This is a genomic window from Legionella brunensis (genome assembly GCF_001467025.1).
In the GTDB taxonomy this organism is placed as follows: domain Bacteria; phylum Pseudomonadota; class Gammaproteobacteria; order Legionellales; family Legionellaceae; genus Tatlockia; species Tatlockia brunensis.
Genome location: NZ_LNXV01000013.1, coordinates 38,036 through 58,024, shown reverse-complemented (window position 1 = coordinate 58,024; position 19,989 = coordinate 38,036). Strand labels below are relative to the sequence as shown.

Here is a 19,989-nt window from a genome sequence, read left to right as displayed (position 1 = left end):
GGAAAATGATGAATCTAATGAATATAAAAACATTCTTTATTGCACTAGTTATCTTTATAATTCTTGATTTTATTTGGCTTGGACTTGTAGCAAAGAATTTATATATTGAACATTACAAGGATTGGCTACGTCTCAGTGATCATCAACTTCGACCTATTTGGTGGGCCACCTTTTTAGTATATGCGCTGTTTGCCTTATCTATTGTTATTTTTATTCAGCCCTTAGCTAACAACTCTTTATTTCATGCTACCTTATATGGTGCACTACTTGGTTTAATTATTTATGGGATTTATGATTTTACCTGCCTCGCTATTTTTAAAAATTGGCCTATCCATATGGCTTTTATCGATTTGGCTTGGGGTATAATGTTATGCAGCTTAAGCTCTGTCCTCACCATCTGGATCGGATCGTGGATGAACATTTAGTCTAGTTGTTTTAAAAACGTCTGAGCCTTTTGAAAAATTTCCTCTTTTTTATTACCGGGCATCTTATCTAAATGCATATACACATACCGAAGACGAGGATTATTATCGAGTTTATTTCTGTTTTTATCTAAAAAATTCCAATAAAGCGAATTGAAAGGACACGCTTTCTCGCCGGTAACTTCTTTGGGATCATAGATGCACGATTGGCAAAAATTACTCATCCGATTTATGTATTTTCCACTTGCTGCATAGGGTTTACTTGCAATTACCCCACCATCAGCATAAAGGGCCATACCCAAAGTATTGGGAAGCTCAACCCATTCGTATGCATCAGCATAGACTTCTAAATACCATTTGCAAACTTCTTTTGGATCCAATCCTGCTAATAAGGCAAAATTACCAGTAATCATTAGACGTTGAATGTGATGAGAGTATGCCTCATCACCTGTTTGTTTGACTACTTCTTTAAGACAAAACATATCTGTCGGTTTGCCCCAAAAGAAATCCGGTAAGGAGCGAGTAGCGTTAAAATAATTTAAATTGGCATAGTCTGGCATGAAACTCCAATAGATTCCTCTCACATATTCTCTCCAGCCAAGGATTTGTCTAATAAATCCCTCCGCTGAATTGATAGCCACCGCATTTTTTAAATAGGCTTGCTCCGCCATTTTACATAGCTCTAGTGGCAATAATAACCCTGCATTTAAATAGCAAGATAATCGTGAATGAAATAAATGTACTTCTTGTTTAAGCATGGCGTCCTGATAATCACCAAATTGTGGGAGGCACTGATTTATAAAAAAATGAGCCTCTTCCAAAGCCTCTTCTCGCGTAACCGCCATGTTAAAATTATCTAAACGTCCAAAATGATGGCTAAATTTTTCTTTAACAAGCGCTAAGACCTTCAGAGTAATTTCATCATGGTTATGGGTTAATCGGGGTGGGAAATGTAAATCAGTGCTGGCTCTTTTTCGATTGAGGTCATCAAAATTCCATTTTCGACCAATCGGAATTTCTTCATTCTTCATGAGTATCGAATATTTTTTCCTCATCATTCGATAAAAAAATTCCATGCGCAAATGTTTCTTATTCTTTAACCAATTTTTAAACTCACTGATGGAGCTAAGAAAACGATTATCCGCATGAAGAGTAACTGGAATGGTCAATGCTTGTTTAAGTAGTAAAAATTTTTGTAAAACTCGCCATTCTCCCGGCTCTGTCAAGACTACAGATGTTATGTTCTCTTCTTCAATGACACGATAAAGTTCTTTTTCAAGCGATCCTAGATTATGGGGCTCATCTAGCGTTACATAACGGACATGGTAACCATCCTTAGTGAGGTCTTTAGCGAAATGTCGCATCGCTGAGAATAGAAAGGCTATTTTTTTAGGATGATGATTCACATAAGTTGCTTCTTCCATGACTTCACATAAGAATACAAGGTCGTTATCTTTGTTAATTTTCTTTAAAGCAGTTAATGATTTACTGATCTGGTCGCCCAGTAAGAAGCAAAGTTTTGGCATTCTTTAATCCACAATTACAGTTTAATCTTAGATTTAACGTGACTAAGCCCACCGTCTATGCAAAGAACCTGACCTGTAATCCAGCTATTTTCAGGATTAAGAAAGAACAGGACTCCTTGAGCTATATCATTGACACTACCTAATCGTCCGAGAGGATGCATCGCTTTCGAAGCATTGTAAAAAAGTTCATTGGCCACTAAATTTTTAGTAAGATGCGTATCCACCATACCGGGAGCAATGACATTGATTCTCAAATTAGAATGGGCGTAACTTGCTGCAGCGGAGCGAGCGAGACCGATAATTGCAGCTTTAGCTGCCGAAATTGCTTCGTGATTGGGAAGCCCTATAAGTGCTGCAGCAGAAGACATAAGAACCACTGAACCACCACTTTTCATAATAGCTCCAGCAGCATGAACTGTCGCAAATGCAGTTGTCAGAGAGGCGTCGATAACTTTTTGATATTCACTTTTGTTCGTCAGATGAGCATTTTTAAGCAGTAATGAGCCGCTGCAATTTACCACTCCATCCAGAGCTCCTGCCCTACGAAAAGCTTCCTTCACTTGTTCGAAATCGGTTGCATCTAAAATCATGTCCGGTTTAATTTTAGTTTCATCCCGGGCAGTAGTGAAAAAAGTATCGCCTCTTCTTTCTAAAGCACTGGTTATTGCTTGACCCATGGCACTGCTTCCTGCAATGATTAGATAATGCCCCACTTACCTCTCCCTATAAGTATTGTTAGCTATCTCATGTTTAATACTTAATTTAAACGTTATTCCTCGAGGAAACAATTTATGGCATTAGATAAATTAGATTGCGAGCAATTTCATCGTGGTATTGTGGTTGGGTGTCACTGGATAATCAATAATAAAATAGAGATAAATAGTATTAATGTATTTCCTGTTGCGGATGGCGATACTGGCGATAATATGGCGTCCCTAGCCAATGCAATTATTCATTTTTCCTCACCCCAATTAACCTTGCGAGAAACATCAAAATCAATCGCAGATGCCAGCATTATAGGAGCAAGAGGTAATTCAGGAATGATCCTCGCTCAATTTTTTAATTCGCTAGCGGAAAATATGCCATTAGAGACTATCATCGAATTTGACGTTTTTGCTCATATACTACAAACCGTTTCAAGAGAGGTTGAAGAGTCAATTCCCAATCCAGTAGAAGGCACTATCCTTACTCTTATTAAGCAATTAGCTTTTATTAGCCAACAAATTAAAAATGAGTGCTCTTTTGAATTAGGGATGACAAAAATATTACCACCTCTTTTGCTGGAATTGCAAAAAACAACCCACATGCTACCGGAAATCAAAAAATCAAACGTTGTTGATGCTGGCGCGCTGGGATTCTATTTCTTCCTCGAGGGTTTTACTCAATTTTTGCAAAATCCTCAAATAGAAAATCTAAAGTTCGATACAAATTTAACATCTTTAAAACCTGAACACTTGTTTGATAACCATAGTAAGGAAAACCATCGTTACTGTACCGAGGCAGTATTGAAATCCCCTTCACTGGATAAAAACAATATTTTAAATTTTTTGATGAAGCATGGTGAGCATGCTCTAGTCACTAGCAATAACGATCTTTGCCGATTCCATGTTCATACAGAAAATCCACAAATTATTTTTGCTCATTTATGCCAGCAACATACTATCCTTTACCCTAAAGTGGATGACATGCGAAGACAATTCGAAATGAACCACGCCCCGAAAGGAAATATTGCACTGGTTTCAGACTCGAGTGCTGATTTATCACAACAACTTATTGATAAACATCAAATTCATTTGATACCCATTAATATACAAATGGGACAACATCAGCTGTTAGATAAATATTGTTTTGAGGAAAATGATTTTTATGCCAACTTGAATAGTTTTTTGCATGAGTATCCAAAGACATCCTATCCCTCATTATCAGTACTTGAAGAAAAATTCGGACAACTTAGCAAAACCTATGAAAATGTTTTGGTCATTTCTGTCTCAAAAGCAATGAGTGGAATGTATGAGGCATTTATTCAAGCTGCAAAAAATTATTCAAATATCACAGTCATTGACTCAAAAACAAATTCGGGTGCCCATGGTTTACTGTTAAATTATGCAGGTGAGTTAATTGAAGCAGGACAATCAATTAAACAAATTATTAAACAAATTTCAAATGCCATAAGAACTACTTATATTTATGTGGCCGTTAATCAATTCGATTCGATGGTACGCTCCGGACGAATGAGTAATTTTAAAGGGCGCATCGCAACTTGGTCTAAATTGAAACCGATAGTTTCCGTTGATTGTCAGGGCAAGGGATTCATTGCAGGTAAGTCATTTTCCCGTTCCAAAGCATTGACGAAATCAATTAACTACTTGGAACAGTCCATCAAAAAAAACGATTTAAAATTAGAAGAGTATTGTATTGTTCATGCAAATGCCGAAAGTGAAGCCTTGGAATTTGCAAAGATTACATCACAGAGATTTAATAAGTCTCCACTCTATGTTAAACCGGTGTCTCTCGCAATTGGTTTACATGCTGGCCAAGGTTGTGTTGCTCTCGCAGCTCGCCTTAACAGTTTATCATGACGATCAAAAACTGGGTTGTCCATTTTTTTTTTGTTATTACTTAACTTGGATAAGTTGTATCTTTTTTGTAGCACTGAATAAGTTTTACGAAGCTCTGTTATCAATGATGGTAATTTTTAGTTTCCAAATTATATTTGAAACAATTAAGCAGCGTTCGTTGAGTAATGCTTTATTCTATGGTGTAGCCTTAATGGTCATGGGATCGATTATAGATAAGATTTGGCTACGTTCAGGTTTAATCTCCTACAATTCAAATCCTTTCAACCCCTATTTTTGTCCACCTTGGATAACACTACTCTGGTTATCTTTTGGATTTAATCTCATTACTTTTATTAAAGTATTTATGATCCCTAGTGTTTTAATTGGAATTATAGCTTTTCCTTCAATCATCTCGGCTTACTGGCTTGGTGTTAGACTTGGTGCTGCTGTAGCAAATAGTTTTTGGTTTTACATTTATCTCGGTGGCATTTGGTCTTTAATTCTCCCCTTATCTCTTAAAATTTTTAATCACTTAAAACGAGGGTGTACATGAAGCTTTTAATCGTTATTGTCTTTATAGTTATCCACATGTCCTTGATATGGATTTGGTATCGCTTAAAAAACAATCCCTCAGTAGTCGATGTTGGCTGGGCTTCGGGACTCACCTTAGCTGGGCTTATTTATTTAAATATTGAAACAATTAGTAATAGGTCAAAACTACTAAGTCTTATACTTATAATATGGGGATTTCGACTAGGCTTTTATTTATGGTATACCCGCATTCGAAAAAATTTAATTGATAAACGATATGTTGCGTTGAGCAATAATTGGAAAATAGCTAAGTTTCTCGGTTTTTTTATCAATTTTCAGCTACAAGGCTTTTTTATATTTATAATTTCACTTCCGTGGTTTTTTGCCTCGCATTCGAATAATAAAATAAGCCTGCTCGATGTTATAGGGTTTATGTTAGCCGCTTTATTTATTTTTTTGGAAGCATATGCTGATTTTCAATTGCAGTCTTTTAAAGCGAACAATCCTGGAAAAGCATGTAATAAGGGTTTTTGGTACTATTCCAGACATCCAAACTATTTTTTTGAATGGTTAGTCTGGTGTTCGTTTACACTTTTTGCGATTCACCACGCTTGGGGATGGCTATCACTCTTTTCGCCACTAACATTATATTACCTAATGACCAGGATAACAGGACCTATCACTGAGCAAGGCTTGGTAAAATCTAAAGGGCAATTATATGTCAATTATCAAGAATCAACGCCTATGTTTTTTCCCATTAAATTGTTTATTCCTCGTTTTAGAAAAAATAAGTAAGGGGATTAAAACATCAACTCTCTAGTGGTGTCGATTACAAATGAATTCGCTAGGTTGATAGAGAGTCCTCTTGTGGATGAAGTTTTGATATAAAGAAAGTGAAAAGGATATCGATACAAATAGTAACCACGGTTAATGGTAATTTTCGTCGGTCTTCCCTCGAAACAAATAGTACGCATAAAAAGTATAAGCAAGTAGAACAGGCAACATAATTACTACACCTATTAAAATAAACAATAGGGTTGAGTTTGGCGCTGCCGCCTCCCATAAAGTGACCTCATGTGGAATTAGATAAGGGTAAACACTGATTGCAATTCCTATATATGCGCATAAAAAAATAACGACACTTAAATAAAATGGTTTACGTTCACTTTTCAATGTTAAATTTTTCCACAGCAAATAAATTGCGATTATAGCTATTATAGGTAGCGGACTTAAAAATAGAACATTCGGAAAACTATACCAACGATCAAAAATTTCTCTACTGTGTAAAGGTGTCCATATACTTACAAAAAGAAGAAAAAAACTGACCATAATCAATAGTCCTTTAGCGTAATGGATCATTTTCATCTGCAGTGTCCCACTACTTTTTATTATCATCCAAGTAGCACCTAATAGACCATAACCACAAACCAATGCGACCCCGGTTAGTAAACTAAAGGGAGTCAACCAATCTGCACCTTTTATAGTCATTTGCGCTTCATTTATTGGGAAACCTTGAACAAAAGCTCCCAAAATGACACCTTGAAAAAATGCCGCTGCAACAGAGCTAATTGAAAAAATCCAGTTCCATATCACTTTCGATTTATTAGCTTTAAATCGGAATTCAAAGCTAACGCCTCGAAAAATGAGTGCAATCAACATCAACATGAGAGGCATGTATAAAATTGGTAATAGCAAACCATAAACTTGAGGGAAACCACCATAAAGAATAGCTCCGCCGAAAACCAACCAAGTTTCATTACCATCCCAAACCGGCGCTACTGAATTCATCATTCTATCTCGTTCACTCTCACTATTTGTAAACGGAAATAAAATGCCAATCCCCAGATCAAAGCCATCAAGAATTACATACATCAATACAATAAATGCTAAAATCGTAGCAAATATGAATGGAAGCACGCTTAATTCTCCTTTGGTAAATCGGTCATATATTGAAATGCGTGTTGCTCAACTGTTTCTTTTTCTAATAATGTCGCTCCTCTTTTTATAAATTTAAAGAGATAAAAAAGATAAAAACTAAAAATAACTCCATAAGCAAGAATCAGCAATGTAAAGGAAATAATAACTTCCTCAAGCCCTATTGCTGAAACTGCATCCCTTGTTTTTAAAAGATTATAAACAACCCACGGTTGCCGGCCTAGCTCGGCGGTAAGCCAGCCCGCTATACTTGCTATAAATCCTAGAGGTGAAATAAATAAACACCACCGAAAAAATCTTTGAGAAGAGAATAACCTGTCGCGCAAATAGAGAATTAGACCTGTTAAAGCAGTTAACAACATCAATATTCCAATTCCTACCATAATACGAAAAGAGAAAAACACGGCAGCGACTTTGGGTTGTTCTTCTGGCAAAACTGTGTTTAGGCCTAACATTTCTCCATTTAAGTCGTGGGTATTAATTAGACTGGCTAGTTTGGGTATAGCAATCTCATAATAATTTTGTTGTTGCGATTGAGAAGGAATAGCAAATAGTAATAAAGGGGCACCCTTTTGAGTTTGCCATACCCCCTCCATAGCGGCCGTTTTTAAAGGTTGGTGTTTGTTAATTGTTAGGCCAACCATGTCGCCGATTCCAATTTGTAAAGGCACTAGAATCAAAGCCGAGAATAACGTAAAAGTAATCGTTTTCTTCGAAATTTCGACAGATTTTTCCCGCAGTAAATGATATCCCGCAACCGCCATGATAACAAAACAACTAGTTACATAAGATGCAAACAGCATATGAATAAACCGGGGTAAAAATGAAGGGTTAAATACTACAGCCCACCAACTATCAACCACATATTTACCTTCAACCAATTGGTACCCGCTTGGAGTCTGCATCCAGGAATTAGCAGACATAATCCAAAATGCAGAGATGGTAGTACCTATTGCCACAAAAAGAGTGGCCAAAAAATGCAACCAGTTGGGTACTTTTTTCCACCCAAACAACATTACCCCTAAAAAACCTGCTTCTAGAAAAAATGCGGTTAAGGTCTCATAAGCAAACAAAGCACCTAATACATTCCCAAATTTACTGATGAAGGGGCCAAAGTTAGTACCTATTTGATAAGCTAAAACGATACCTGATACAACACCCATACCAAATGTTAATGCAAAAATTTTTGTCCAAAATTTACATATTTCTAAATATAAGGGATTTTTGGACCTCAGCCACATAATCTCCATGATGACTAAAAATAAGGCGAGCCCAATATTTAGCGTAGGAAATAAAATATGAAAGCCAATGCTAAATCCAAATTGAATTCGAGATAAAATTTCTACATACATGTTAAATCAACCAGGGACATAGAGATTGTTTTTAATTTTAGCATGAGGATAGATAGATTTGTAATTTTCAAATTGTCTTGTACTAGCTCAATATCATTTAATAGGAAGGTGATGGGTTTCAATCGTTCGTTTAGTACTAAACACTTTTGTTGAATAACAAAAATAAGCTAAGTCATTAAGTTCATAAAGTTTTATCTTGGCATTAATTAAGTTAAATTTTACCTGAGCTGTTGCTTGTTCTCTTTGATTTACGAGAAAGAGCGTACTATCACCCTCATAAAATTTCTTTGATTCTCCAAATTGTACTCGTTGGACACCACCAATTTATACAAGGAAAGCGCACGCCCAAGAGCAGTTTTATCGTCGCTTTAAAATGCGGATGATGCTAAAAACGCAGCCCCACTACTCGTCGAAGAATGATGAACCAAGACCTCTTTATGAGGCCTTTTATTAAGAAACAATCAAACGCCTATCTTTTGGTTTTCAATTCAGAATTTAACTCGTTCAACAAGAGCCTCCACCCAAGATTTACTGGTATTTAAACAAGGGACTAGAGTAAACTCTTTTCCTCCTAAATGAATCCACTGCTCTTTAAGGCGCATACCTATTTCTTCCAAGCTTTCAAGACAATCAACTGCAAAAGAGGGACAAGCAACAGTAAGATTTCGAATTCCTTGCTCAATAAGCTCAGATAATACTTCATTCGTGTAGGGTTTTATCCAAGGTGTTTTGCCCAGTCTTGATTGAAACGCCGTGGTGTATTGTTGTGGACTTAACTTTAATTCTTTTGCAAGCAAACGACTTGTTTCAAAACATTGCGCTCGATAACATGCTTGATTTTTTATGGTTATCGAAGAGCAGTCTTTCGAGCATACCGCCTTGCAACCTCCTTTAATAATGTGACGTTCAGGAATTCCATGATAGCTTAATAATAGATGAGATTGCTTGCTTAAATGATCTCTAATCACTTCGCTCTGTGAGGTAATATATGCCGGATGATGATAAAAATCACGAACTATGTGAAGAGAAGGAATCACTTCTTTTTTGGATAAAATACGCATTACCTCTTCAATAGAGGAACCTGTAGCAGCAGACGAATACTGGGGATATAAAGGAAAAATGGTAATCTCTTGACATGACTTTAATTCATGAAGTGCTTGTTCTATGGACGGACTGCCATAACGCATGCCTAATACCACCTTATACTCTTCTCCCAAAAGCCGTTGGGTATAGCTTGCCAATTCCTGACTATAAACCATTAAAGGAGAGCCATGAGAAGTCCATATAGATTTATACGCATGAGCTGTGTTCTTTGACCTAAAAGGTACTATTAATCCATAGACCAAAAGGTAACGCAGCATCGTCGGTATATCAATGACACGCTTATCGGTCAAAAACTGTCGCAAATAACGCTTAATGTCTGAGCCATTAGTAGAGCATGGAGTACCCAGATTGATCAATATTAATCCTTTTTTCATCGGGAATTCTTTAAAAAAATGCCATCATAACCTATCATAAGTGCGCTTAACAGCGCTGCCTCAAAGAAACACGTTCATTAAGGGTTACAATAATCGCAATACCTAGGATCTGCTTTTAACAATCCATCCCTTCGCATTTTATACTCTTCATGTTCACAAGTGATACAACCCCACACTTCTTCTTTGTAATACGAGGTTGAAGAACCACAAAGAGAGCAAGCAAGTGTGCCACGAGTTGATTTGAATCCAAAGCCTGGACAAGCACATTGAACACAAAGGGTTGCAATCCTTAGTGCTAACTTATCTGCTAACTTACCTATTAATTCCATTCGAGTAGGATTCATCATAGCCCGCATGTCCGTTGTCAAAAGAAGCTCTTTTTCAGTTTTGAAACCAATAGTTAAATGATGAATCAAGACCTTTAAATCATTTATGCCTTTAGCAATAACACGGTTATCAGAAGTTCCTTGCACAATAAGTGCATGAGAAGGAAATTGAACTTGCTTGAGAAAGACATCAATCTCAGCATGTTTATTAATGGTTATCATCGCATAGTTTGTTTTTTGACTTACTAGCTGCTCTGCAATCACCCAATCATGCTCTCTATCAATAAATACCATCAATTCATGGGCACTTGGTATAAAAGGAAATGTAGGGTGAGGCCCAAAACTTCCCTCAGAGGCCACAGAATAAGCATAATCATATTGCTCAGCTGCCGTTTTGGCTTTCAAGAGGCAGGTTTCATAGGGACTCAGAGTCCGAGCAATCTCTCCCGTAAAAGTGCCAAACTGATCGGTATCAAAATCATGCACCTTCAAGGTGCACGATAGCCTATTCATAAATGGTGCAGCAATTGCTTGTTCCTTTTCATGTTTGGATGCTAGTAAAACGCTCTGATTTTTATAGTACATGATTAAGCGCCCCTAGTATGGAAATAGTCAAGCCTTGCAACTGAAACATCGGAAACAAACATGACCCCAGACTCGTTCTGAAACAGGGTTTTCATACCTAAAGCAAGGGTCACAATCACCTCTTCAGGTGCAACTGCGATAAACAAGACTAACGAGGATTTATCATTAAACATCATTTTTCCTTCATGAAAGCCATGATGACCTTTTCCAGAAACGTTTCTTATCAGCGTAAATCCGGTAACAGATGCTTCTTCCATCATTGAGGTGATAAAGTGCTCGTGCTCTCCTGCAACAATAATTTCAATTTTTTTCATCGGATGTAGGTTAATCCCAATATCTTTTCGTTCTTGAACTTTAATAACACTCATTTTTCCTCCTATTATTCCACTTCAATCCAATCACCGAGTTGGTTTAATTGATAAGAAACTTGATTCATCGGATGGATAACTACCAGATGCACCCATTGGTTAAAAAATAAGGTTTGTAAGATGGCGTGTTTTTGAATCACCTGATAAACCATCTCTTTGGGGGCATAAATAACCGTCAATAAACGCTGTGGCTGATGATAGGATTCTTTGTCAGAACTCATGACTGACTGCAGCGGAAGCCCGTGCATCAGATCGCTTCCATTTCCCTGCATCACCCCGATGGTTCCAACTACATTGTGGGTAATCTTGCTTCCACTTCCAAACGCGACATTATCCAAAGTAGAAAATAAATATTGAGTATTAATCCATTCAGCCACGACCATGGGGGCGGTCAGAATAGTCTCAAGCAATACTCCTTCACTATCTTGTTCAAAGCGATAGGAATGTAAGAAACAACGACCATCAAGAGAGATATTTTTTGTCAGATGGCGGGGTGCAACAATAAAGGCAGCATTTTGTGCTAAACCCCATTCAGGTCGTGTTTCAGACCAGTCTAAGCTTCTTCTTGTGATGTCTTTATGAGGGGTGTTACTATGCAATTTCACTCCTCGCTCTTGATTGGTTATATGCCTTGCTTCTTTTAAATCGGTTTGAAGTTGACTTAAAAGTTCAGGATAAATGTGTTTAGCTACATCTTCTGTATAAAGCTCTACGCAATCCGTAGTTGTATTATGTAGTGCTCCGTAAAATACCGTATCCAAGGGGATGTGTATGCCACAGTCTTCCAAACCTCGTCGAACCTCACCTTTATTGAGAATGGAAGCCAATAATCGAGCATTTATACCCCCATGATTCCCACCGCAGGCACCGCAATCTAAAGCAGAGGAGTAAGGATTATTCTCTGTACTACTTCCATGCCCACAAAGAATAATGAGTTTCGCAAAACCTGAAGTGAGCCCCATAAGACGCAATACCGTTTCAGCATAACTAATCTGCTCTTGCAAAGACAAACCTTGCTCGGCATCGGTTTCACTCAACTCATAAGTCACTTTAGTTGGGATAGGGGGTTTTAACCAACTCTTGATACTTAATAGTGAACTGTTGCTTAATTCAGGGGATAAGGACTTTAAAGTCATATTCAAACCACACCAAAGCCCTAAGGATTCGACTAAAGCAAAGGGTGTGGACACATTATATTTGAGTTGTTTATAAAGGCTTTTACAACTATTAATGAATACCTTTCCTCGCTGATAGCGCTCAAAATCGTCTTTATTTGCAGCCGGTAATTCTTTAATGGAATATTTAGGCTTTAATAAGACTGGGCAACATTCTTTATTTTTATTGGTCTCAAATTCCTCGATACGCACAGGAAGTCCAAAAAATCCGGCAAAACCGAAGGTTTCATAATGCCCCAAAGACTCAATGGCGCGACGAAATGGCTCGGAACGAACATCAATGCAAAAAACCAATTGGGCCACTCTTCGTACACCAGCCACTTGTGATTTTTTTACCTCTGGCAAAAGCAGATTTAATAGCTTTTGCCGATAGGAATCCTCATTACTTTTTAATTGTGCCAGTACTGTTTTAACCAAAGAACCATCGTCGAGGCTTTTTTTTTCCTTGGTGGCATCAGGCCAGAGCAAACAAGTCAGTACCAAACGCACCGCCAGAAAATCAGTAAGGGTGACTCGCGTTTCCTCTGGTTTCTTGGAATTCTGCCAATCGGTTTTCCATTTCACAAATCCTGCCCAGCCTGGTAAATAGCGAAGTGTTTGTGAAATAAAAATCTCTTCTTGTCCTTGAGGAACATGAAGTCTTTGCAAGCAGATTTTAATTGCCTCTTCTGCCGATTCAGGTAATTGTTGCAGAAATTCTTTTGCTTCTTTTTTATTGTGGTGTAATTGTTTATCAAAATACGCTAATTTTAAGAATCCAAAATAAAATCCCTTCTCACGATGTGGCATATCAATACTCCCTTGCCCTGCATCTAAAAAGCCACCGCACCATTTAATCATTTGAAGATTAACCTCTTCGAGTTGCAGGTTGCGCTCCACTCTTTGACGCCTAAAACCACCCTGAGCCAATGCCTCTTCAAACGTTTGTGCTTCAAAGCCTTGTAAGGGATTGCAAGCAATAAAGGTTTCAAGAGGCCAAACAGGCGCGATGCATTTTGCAGCATTATGTACCAAAGCGTGTATTTCAATATCTTTGCTTTTTGCTCGATGACAGGTCATGTCTGTCTTTTTAATTTCTGTCCTAGTCGTATCTTGTTCAGCTAACATTTTTGCACTAGTCATAAATACTCCTTAATACCTTTAGTAATTGTAATCAGTTCGTAAAGCAGTTACGGTTTTTCTTGAAGGTTGGCTTGAATTGAACAAACTCATGTAAAGCCAACAGCCTAATTTTGATTGACCTATTGTTTTGTGTACTCCAAGATTAAATGCCAACCAGAGAACACCAAATAAAATCATTATGCTCCAATGGATTAGCGATAATTGAGATGCGTGGAGTGTCGATATATTTGGAATCAACAACTGAATAAGCTGAATGCTTGCCCCGTACATCAGTCCAGAAAAGGAAGCGAGCACTAGCCCTGATACCAGACGTAAAGTAGTCTGATAACTGCGAATCCAAGTAAGGGTGAGCTGCGCACCAGCAATGAAGGCAAAGAACAAGACAAACGCACTCGCCTCATAAAATGAGATCGATTTATTAGTAACGAAAGCAAAGGAATTCATCGCAACCACGCCGCCGACAAGAGAGGTGATGAGCATCATGGGAGACGCTTTCAAAGAATAAGTCTCTGATTTTTTTTGTTTTACCGCAGAGCCCGAACTTAAAAACTGATAAGCTTTGAATAATCCATGCCAACATAAATGAGCAATAGCCGCAGCAAATAAACCGATCCCACATTGCATCATCATGAAACCCATTTGGGCCATGGTGGAACAAGCCAACATTTTTTTAATATCAGGTTGCATCAACTTCCAGATCGTTCCTAAGAGTGCAGACAAGCCACCCACTATGAATAATAAAGTTAACAATTCTGGATAAAGCATCATCAGTGGTGCAAATTTAACGAGTAGAATTCCTCCACCATTGACAAGGCCGGCGTGCATTAAAGCGGAAACGGGAGTTGGCGAATTTAACGAGCTGATAAGCCAGCGATGAAAAGGAAATAATCCTGACTGGGTTAATGCTGCAACTAAGATAAGGCCCATGGAAAGCAAAAGTACGGGTAAGCGGCCAGAATTAGACAGTTGGTTCACAGCTACAATAGAGCTAGTCGAGTAACCTAAACTTAGAAAAATAAAAGCTACTAATAAACAGGCGCTCCCTGAAACGAATGTATAAAAAGCCAAAAGTCCAGAGTTCTTTGAAGCCATCCATTCCTTTTTATGCACCATCAACAGCACTAGAAACAGATTAGAAAAAGACCAAGCACCCCAGAATAGAAATAAATTATCGGCAAGAACCATGAGTAATGCCGTTAATGTGAGTACTGATAAAAGTAGAAAAAAGCGTCTGTAGAGTCTGTCACCATGCATATACCTCAATGAAAATCGATGCACGACAAAACTGACCAATAGTACTAAACTGCATAACAACAAGCTCAGTCCATTAAGACTTATTAATGAATATACTGCAGAATTTTGTGATAAGGATAAGTAACAGAGTAACCCTGCACCAATTAAAAATCCGATCCCTATACAGTAGCCCGCAAGGCGCGCGGCAATAATTGGTCGCGAAATTAAAATGGAGTTAAGGGCAAGTGCTATGATCGGACAGGCTAACATTAGGCATAAAAAAATTTGAACTGTTGTATTCACATCATTCCCCATTAGAAATTGTTTTGCTACAATCAGAATATATTAAATATACTTATATAAGTGAAATTAAAAATATTTATACTCTTTATTAGGAGTTCTAATGTCACTAGATACGATAACCTTACAATGCTTTTTAGCGGTGGCGGAAACTCAAAGCTTTACAAAAGCAGCATCACGTGTAGGCAGAACTCAATCCGCCATAAGTCAGCAAATTGCTAAGCTTGAGAATTTAGTTGAAAAACAATTAATTACTCGTGGGCGAGAATTATCCTTAACCCCTGATGGGGAGCTTTTTTTAGGCTATGCCAAACGAATTTATGAACTGCATCGTGAATCGCTTGACCGATTTAAATCCCCTGAGCTAAAGGGCGAACTTCGTTTTGGTCTACCTGAGGACTTCGCATCCATGATGCTCTCGGATATCTTGGTTGAATTTTCAAGACTTCATCCCAGAGTCATACTCAATGTGGAGTGCGATTTAACGCTGAACTTAATTGAGCGATTTCATCAAGACGAATTTGATTTAATCTTGATAAAAACGAATGACAAAAATCAAATTCATGAAGGCGTTAATGTATGGAATGAGCCCGTAGAATGGGTAGGTAAAAGAGAATTGTTACCAGTCCTTAATGAAAAAGCAACCATTCCATTGATTCTTTCCCCCTCTCCCTGTGTCTATCGGGGTAACGTAATTGAGTCGCTCAATCAACATCACTTAAAATGGCGCCTGGCATTTAGTAGCCCAAGTTATGCGGGAAAAATGGCCGCCGTTCGAGCAGGTCTGGGGATTACAGCCATACAGCGCAGTATGATTCCTAACTACCTGGATAGATTGGATGATTATTTTCTGCCCTCTTTAGAAGACATCCATGTGTCCTTAATTAAAAAAGAGGTGGCAAACAAAGCAATTGACTCTCTGGAGTTTTTTATAATGGATAAATTAAAACATTAAGCAAAGGATATGAGGCGTTTAATGAAACAAGAAATGAACTCAATTGTTGAGGTTTTGGATAAAGCAGCCATTTCATCGATTATTATGATAAGCGTAATAGTGAGTCTACTTAGCTTAAGTATTCCTATTGCAGCCCAAACCTTAGTTAATCTGATTGCCTTTGGTAAATTGTTTCAACCGGTGGTAACACTAAGCGTTATGGTGCTAATACTAATGATTGCCCTAGGGGCTTTAAATATATGGCAAACTATTATCATCGAAGTCATTCAACAGAAATTAATGGTTAAAATAAGCCTTAACCTAACCCGTCAATTTACCCATTTATCGCTAGATAATTTCTCTTCACATCATGGTCCAGAGCTCGTTAATCGTTTTTTCGAAGTGGTGACCATAAAAAAAGCGTTATCAAGTCTTTTACTCTATGGGGTGAACTTAAGTTTGCAGCTTTTCTTTGGTTTAATCTTGCTTCTTTTTTATCATCCACTCTTTCTCGTATTTGATTTATTCATTGTATTGAGTATTATTTTGATTGTTTTTCTACCTTATCGTAAAGGATTAGCGAGTGCCGAAAAAGAATGCACTGAAAAACATCAAATCGGTGCTTGGTTAGAGGAGTTGCTTACCAATCGTTTTTTATTTCGCTTTAATCGTTATCATCACTATGCAACCCAGCAAACTGATAAGCGCTTGGTTTCCTTTTTAAAAGCGCGCAATATGCATTTTAAGCAACTCATCAAACATCAAATTGGTTTTTATATCCTTTCGGCACTCGCTAGTAGTCTCTTGCTCGGTTTAGGAGGCTATCTTGTGATCAATAACCAATTAAGTTTAGGTCAGCTTGTTGCAGCAGAGATTGTGCTTGGCGCATTAATCTACGCTTTTAAACGCTTTGGTGTTCTTTTAGAAAATTATTACGACTTAATTGCTTCCGAGCATAAAATTGACATGGTATTAAATCTCCCAACTGAACCTATTAACACAGAATTAACTGAACTTATCATACCGATAAAAAACATCACTTTAGTGACTCAAAATCAAGAAAAAGCATCCAGCAGCCCAGGAAATCCTTTAGTTATTTGCTTGAATCAAACACAAAAAAAAGAGTCATTTACGGATTTTATTTTGGGTTTTAAAAACAATACTAGCCTATCAGTTTATGTCAACAAGACCCTCTGTCATCAAGAATACAGACGCTCGATTCGTGAGCACACCCTGTTACTTAGAGATAAAGAATGGTTTGCTGGCAGCATTTATGGCAATCTACGCCTCAATCAACCATCCTTCTCTATACAGCAATTAAAAGAGCTTTTAAAATCTTTTGGTTTGATGGATAAAATCATGAGTCAGCCTAATGGTTTAAAAAGCATGATTTATGATTGGGAGCAAGTGTTTACTGAACTTGAACTCATTCAGCTCATGGTGATTCGTGCCCTAGTTGCAAAACCCCAGCTTATTATTATTGATGCCCTCTTTGATAGATTGACTACAAAAGACATTGAGTTACTTATCTACTATTTAGCAACACTCAAGGAGACTCTTTTGATTATAATTACTCAATATCCTAATCTCATCCCACTCTCTAACCGCTTGGTGCTCTCATGAAGCTACACGCCTATCAAATGATTGGCAAATTACCTAATCCACGCAAAATAGCTAAGATTATTTTTTTAGTACTCCTGATTTTAATTTTATTTTTAAGCTTTACGCCTTGGCAACAATTTGCCCTTGGAAGCGGTAAAGTCATTGCTTTTTCACCAACCGAGCGGTTGCATACTGTCAATTCACCCATTTATGGCAGAATTAAAAAATGGTACGTGGACGAGGGTGTTGGTGTTAAAGCGGGCGACCCTATTGTAGAGATTACCGATAATGACCCAAAATTACTTAGCAGATTGGAGTTAGAAAAAAAGGCTATCTTGCTTCGCATAGAGGCTGCACAGCAATCATTAATCGCAGGGAAAGCCAATGTTGATCGCCAAAAGAACTTATATGAGCAAGGCATTAACTCAAAACGCCAATATGAATTAGCCCAAATTGAGTATGCAAAATATCAAAATGAATTAGCCCAAGCTAATATCGATAAGGTTACTATTGATGTTCGGATTGCAAGGCAGCAAACCCAACTCATTAAGGCTCATGTTCCTGGCATCATCTTTAAGCGTTTGACAGGACAAGAAAGCGTTGTCGTTAAGGAGGGCGAAGTATTAGCTCAGATTATACCTGTAACCGAATCAAGAGCAGTAGCACTTTGGATTCATGGCAATGACATCCCATTCGTTCATCTTAACCAAAAAGCACGTCTCCAATTTGAAGGATGGCCTGCTATTCAATTTAGAGGTTGGCCGCAAATCGCCGTAGGTACCTTTGGTGGGAAAGTAGCTTTTATCGATCCTACAGATAATGGTATGGGCTTGTTTCGCACTGTGATTGTGCCTGATGAGCCTTGGCCTGAGTCAGCCTTTTTAAGACAAGGAGTGCGCGTACATGGTTGGGTTCAGTTAGGCGAAGTGCCTTTGTGGTATGAATTATGGCGCCAGTTCAACGGTTTTCCTCCCGAAAGTGCGGTAGAAAAGGCAAGCTCATGAGGAAATCACAACTCAGTAAGTTATTACTTGTTTTTATTGGACTGGGCGCCTTATTAGCCTGTTCAGTCTCCCTATATGCCTCCGATAAAACACAAAAATTAGGCTTAATGCACGTCCTGCAAAGCATCGACATGCATTATCCCCAAGTAAAAATAGCCCGACTTGAAGTAATAAAAGCCAGTGGTGCATTTATCAATGCAAAAGGACAATTTGACCCTGCACTGGAGGCTAGTACTCGCTCACAACCGGCTGGTGGTTATATTAATAATTACGGCGATACTCAACTGACAATTCCAACGCTTTATAATGGCGTGAAGCTTTTTGCTGGCTATCGCAATGGAGAAGGCAATTGGCCGATTTACTATCAAAACTATTTGACGAACTCCGGCGGAGAATATCGAGCTGGATTATCGCTTCCATTGCTTCGGGATCGATTAATTGATAAAGAACGAACCGGGTTATTGTCTTCTGCTCAATTGATCTTGATGAATGAACAAAATGCTGAAGCCGTTAAAATAAAAATTTACCAAGAAGCGATTAAAGCTTATTGGCAATGGGTAGAAGCAGGACTTCAATTAAAGACATTTAAACAACTTCTGAACTTAGCACAAAAACGTCAACACGCTATTGAACAGCAGGCGAATCAAGGGGATTTGCCAAGACTTGCCATTAGTGAAAACTTACAACAAATCATTCAGCGAGAACAATTACTCAATCAAGGACAAATGATATTTGAACAGGCAGCGATTAACTTATCTCTTTATTTTCGAGATTCAAAGGGAAACCCACTAGTTCCCAGGAAGCAGTCCTTACCGGACTTGCCCAAACCCTCAACCGCCATCGAAGGAGCCAAGGTATCACTTATAGAACACCCTGGGATTAAAAAGCTTAATCATTTCGCCAATATGATGAGGCTAAAACGCAATCAGGCACGTAACGAGCTCCTACCTCAATTAGATGCCACTGCCTACACTTTTAAGCAAAATGGAACAGGTGGATATCCTTTATTAATTCCACAAGCTGCAATGGTTGGTGTCTCGTTCAAATTTCCTTTGTTGCAAAGACAGGCTAAAGGGAACTTAATCCAGGCAGAAAGTGAGCTACGCCAAGTTCGAGTTGAAAAGAGATTCTTGTACGAACAACTAAACAATGAATTTTCAAACATACTCATTGGAATAAACAGAAGTAGGCGGCAAGTAAATCTGTTAGAAAAGGAACTAAGCTTGGCGCAAAAGGTGCAACAAGGAGAAACAAAAAAATTTTATCAAGGAGATAGTACTTTATTTTTAGTCAATCAACGCGAGCAAATGACAACACAGGTACAACTTAACACCTTACATGCTCAAGTCCAATTAGAAGAATTAAAGGCTAGGGCTCGCTTTTTTGCTTCAACACAGAGCAAACCACGCTGTAAAACAAAGTAAATAAGGATGATATGAGTATCACAGTAGTTTGGTTTAGACAGGATTTGCGATTGGCTGATATTCCTGCGCGCTTTTTGAAGCTTGCACGAACCACAACACATTGATTCCAATTTA

Annotated in this window: 17 protein-coding genes and 1 pseudogene; 8 read left to right on the top strand and 10 right to left on the bottom strand. The window is 38.1% G+C overall.

Features of this window, described 5'->3' with window-relative positions; all coding sequences use genetic code 11:
• The first annotated feature begins 17 nt into the window (after nt 1–17).
• A complete protein-coding gene (locus Lbru_RS08250) occupies nt 18–425 on the top strand; it encodes a DUF2177 family protein (RefSeq protein WP_238583856.1) in 408 nt (135 codons plus the stop codon).
• On the opposite strand, the gene Lbru_RS08245 is transcribed toward Lbru_RS08250, so the two are convergent.
• Both Lbru_RS08245 and Lbru_RS08240 read right to left on the bottom strand, forming a co-directional pair.
• Nucleotides 422–1,948 carry a cryptochrome/photolyase family protein gene (locus Lbru_RS08245; RefSeq protein WP_058441715.1) on the bottom strand — a complete coding sequence of 509 codons (1,527 nt, stop codon included), beginning with the start codon at nt 1,946–1,948 and terminating at the stop codon, nt 422–424. The genes Lbru_RS08250 and Lbru_RS08245 overlap by 4 nt on opposite strands.
• Nucleotides 1,949–1,962: 14 nt before the next feature.
• Nucleotides 1,963–2,661 (bottom strand): SDR family oxidoreductase, encoded by a 699-nt coding sequence (locus Lbru_RS08240; RefSeq protein ID WP_083500873.1) that lies wholly within the window; start codon nt 2,659–2,661, stop codon nt 1,963–1,965.
• 78 nt (nt 2,662–2,739) lie between these two features.
• On the opposite strand from Lbru_RS08240, the gene Lbru_RS08235 reads away from it, so the two are divergent.
• Genes Lbru_RS08235 through Lbru_RS08225 form a run of 3 tightly spaced genes read left to right on the top strand, consistent with a single transcriptional unit; the run spans nt 2,740 to nt 5,832 of the window.
• Nucleotides 2,740–4,527 (top strand): DegV family protein, encoded by a 1,788-nt coding sequence (locus Lbru_RS08235; protein ID WP_058441714.1) that lies wholly within the window; start codon nt 2,740–2,742, stop codon nt 4,525–4,527.
• Nucleotides 4,442–5,059, top strand: a complete 618-nt coding sequence (locus Lbru_RS08230) for a DUF2878 family protein (protein WP_083500872.1) — start codon at nt 4,442–4,444, stop codon at nt 5,057–5,059. Before Lbru_RS08235 ends, Lbru_RS08230 begins: the two co-directional genes overlap by 86 nt.
• On the top strand, nt 5,056–5,832 hold the full coding sequence (locus Lbru_RS08225; RefSeq protein WP_058441712.1) for a DUF1295 domain-containing protein: 777 nt from the start codon (nt 5,056–5,058) through the stop codon (nt 5,830–5,832). The genes Lbru_RS08230 and Lbru_RS08225 overlap by 4 nt, the downstream gene beginning before the upstream one ends.
• A 132-nt stretch (nt 5,833–5,964) precedes the next feature.
• On the opposite strand, the gene cydB is transcribed toward Lbru_RS08225, so the two are convergent.
• The 8 genes and pseudogenes from cydB to Lbru_RS08190 form a co-directional block, all read right to left on the bottom strand.
• Complete coding sequence (gene cydB, locus Lbru_RS08220; RefSeq protein ID WP_058441711.1) at nt 5,965–6,954, bottom strand: cytochrome d ubiquinol oxidase subunit II; 990 nt, start codon at nt 6,952–6,954, stop codon at nt 5,965–5,967.
• Between the two features lie 2 nt (nt 6,955–6,956).
• The gene (locus tag Lbru_RS08215; protein WP_058441710.1) at nt 6,957–8,324 is read right to left on the bottom strand and encodes a cytochrome ubiquinol oxidase subunit I; all 1,368 of its coding nucleotides are present in this window, start codon (nt 8,322–8,324) and stop codon (nt 6,957–6,959) included.
• Nucleotides 8,325–8,417: 93 nt separating this feature from the next.
• Nucleotides 8,418–8,636, bottom strand: a pseudogene (locus tag Lbru_RS17940) (hypothetical protein); the annotation flags it as partial.
• Nucleotides 8,637–8,812: 176 nt separating this feature from the next.
• Nucleotides 8,813–9,802 (bottom strand): ferrochelatase, encoded by a 990-nt coding sequence (gene hemH, locus Lbru_RS08210; RefSeq protein WP_058441709.1) that lies wholly within the window; start codon nt 9,800–9,802, stop codon nt 8,813–8,815.
• A gap of 77 nt (nt 9,803–9,879) precedes the next feature.
• A complete protein-coding gene (locus Lbru_RS08205; protein ID WP_058441708.1) occupies nt 9,880–10,713 on the bottom strand; it encodes a DUF6671 family protein in 834 nt (277 codons plus the stop codon).
• Nucleotides 10,714–10,715: 2 nt separating this feature from the next.
• Nucleotides 10,716–11,081 (bottom strand): P-II family nitrogen regulator, encoded by a 366-nt coding sequence (locus Lbru_RS08200; RefSeq protein ID WP_058441707.1) that lies wholly within the window; start codon nt 11,079–11,081, stop codon nt 10,716–10,718.
• Between the two features lie 11 nt (nt 11,082–11,092).
• Nucleotides 11,093–13,378, bottom strand: coding sequence for a DUF2309 domain-containing protein (locus Lbru_RS08195; protein ID WP_058441706.1), 2,286 nt, complete (start codon nt 13,376–13,378; stop codon nt 11,093–11,095).
• A gap of 18 nt (nt 13,379–13,396) precedes the next feature.
• Nucleotides 13,397–14,914, bottom strand: coding sequence for a proton-conducting transporter transmembrane domain-containing protein (locus Lbru_RS08190; protein ID WP_083500871.1), 1,518 nt, complete (start codon nt 14,912–14,914; stop codon nt 13,397–13,399).
• 100 nt (nt 14,915–15,014) lie between these two features.
• Here Lbru_RS08190 and Lbru_RS08185 point away from each other — a divergent pair, with 100 nt between their 5' ends.
• From Lbru_RS08185 to Lbru_RS08170, 4 genes are read left to right on the top strand one after another with little or no spacing between them, the layout of a single operon-like run.
• A complete protein-coding gene (locus tag Lbru_RS08185) occupies nt 15,015–15,866 on the top strand; it encodes a LysR substrate-binding domain-containing protein (RefSeq protein WP_058441704.1) in 852 nt (283 codons plus the stop codon).
• A gap of 21 nt (nt 15,867–15,887) precedes the next feature.
• Nucleotides 15,888–17,468, top strand: coding sequence for an ABC transporter transmembrane domain-containing protein (locus tag Lbru_RS08180; RefSeq protein ID WP_131793593.1), 1,581 nt, complete (start codon nt 15,888–15,890; stop codon nt 17,466–17,468).
• Complete coding sequence (locus Lbru_RS08175) at nt 17,465–18,451, top strand: HlyD family secretion protein (RefSeq protein ID WP_058441703.1); 987 nt, start codon at nt 17,465–17,467, stop codon at nt 18,449–18,451. Before Lbru_RS08180 ends, Lbru_RS08175 begins: the two co-directional genes overlap by 4 nt.
• Entirely contained in the window at nt 18,448–19,875 is a 1,428-nt protein-coding gene (locus Lbru_RS08170) for a TolC family protein (RefSeq protein ID WP_058441702.1), read from the top strand. The genes Lbru_RS08175 and Lbru_RS08170 overlap by 4 nt, the downstream gene beginning before the upstream one ends.
• Nucleotides 19,876–19,989: the final 114 nt, after the last annotated feature.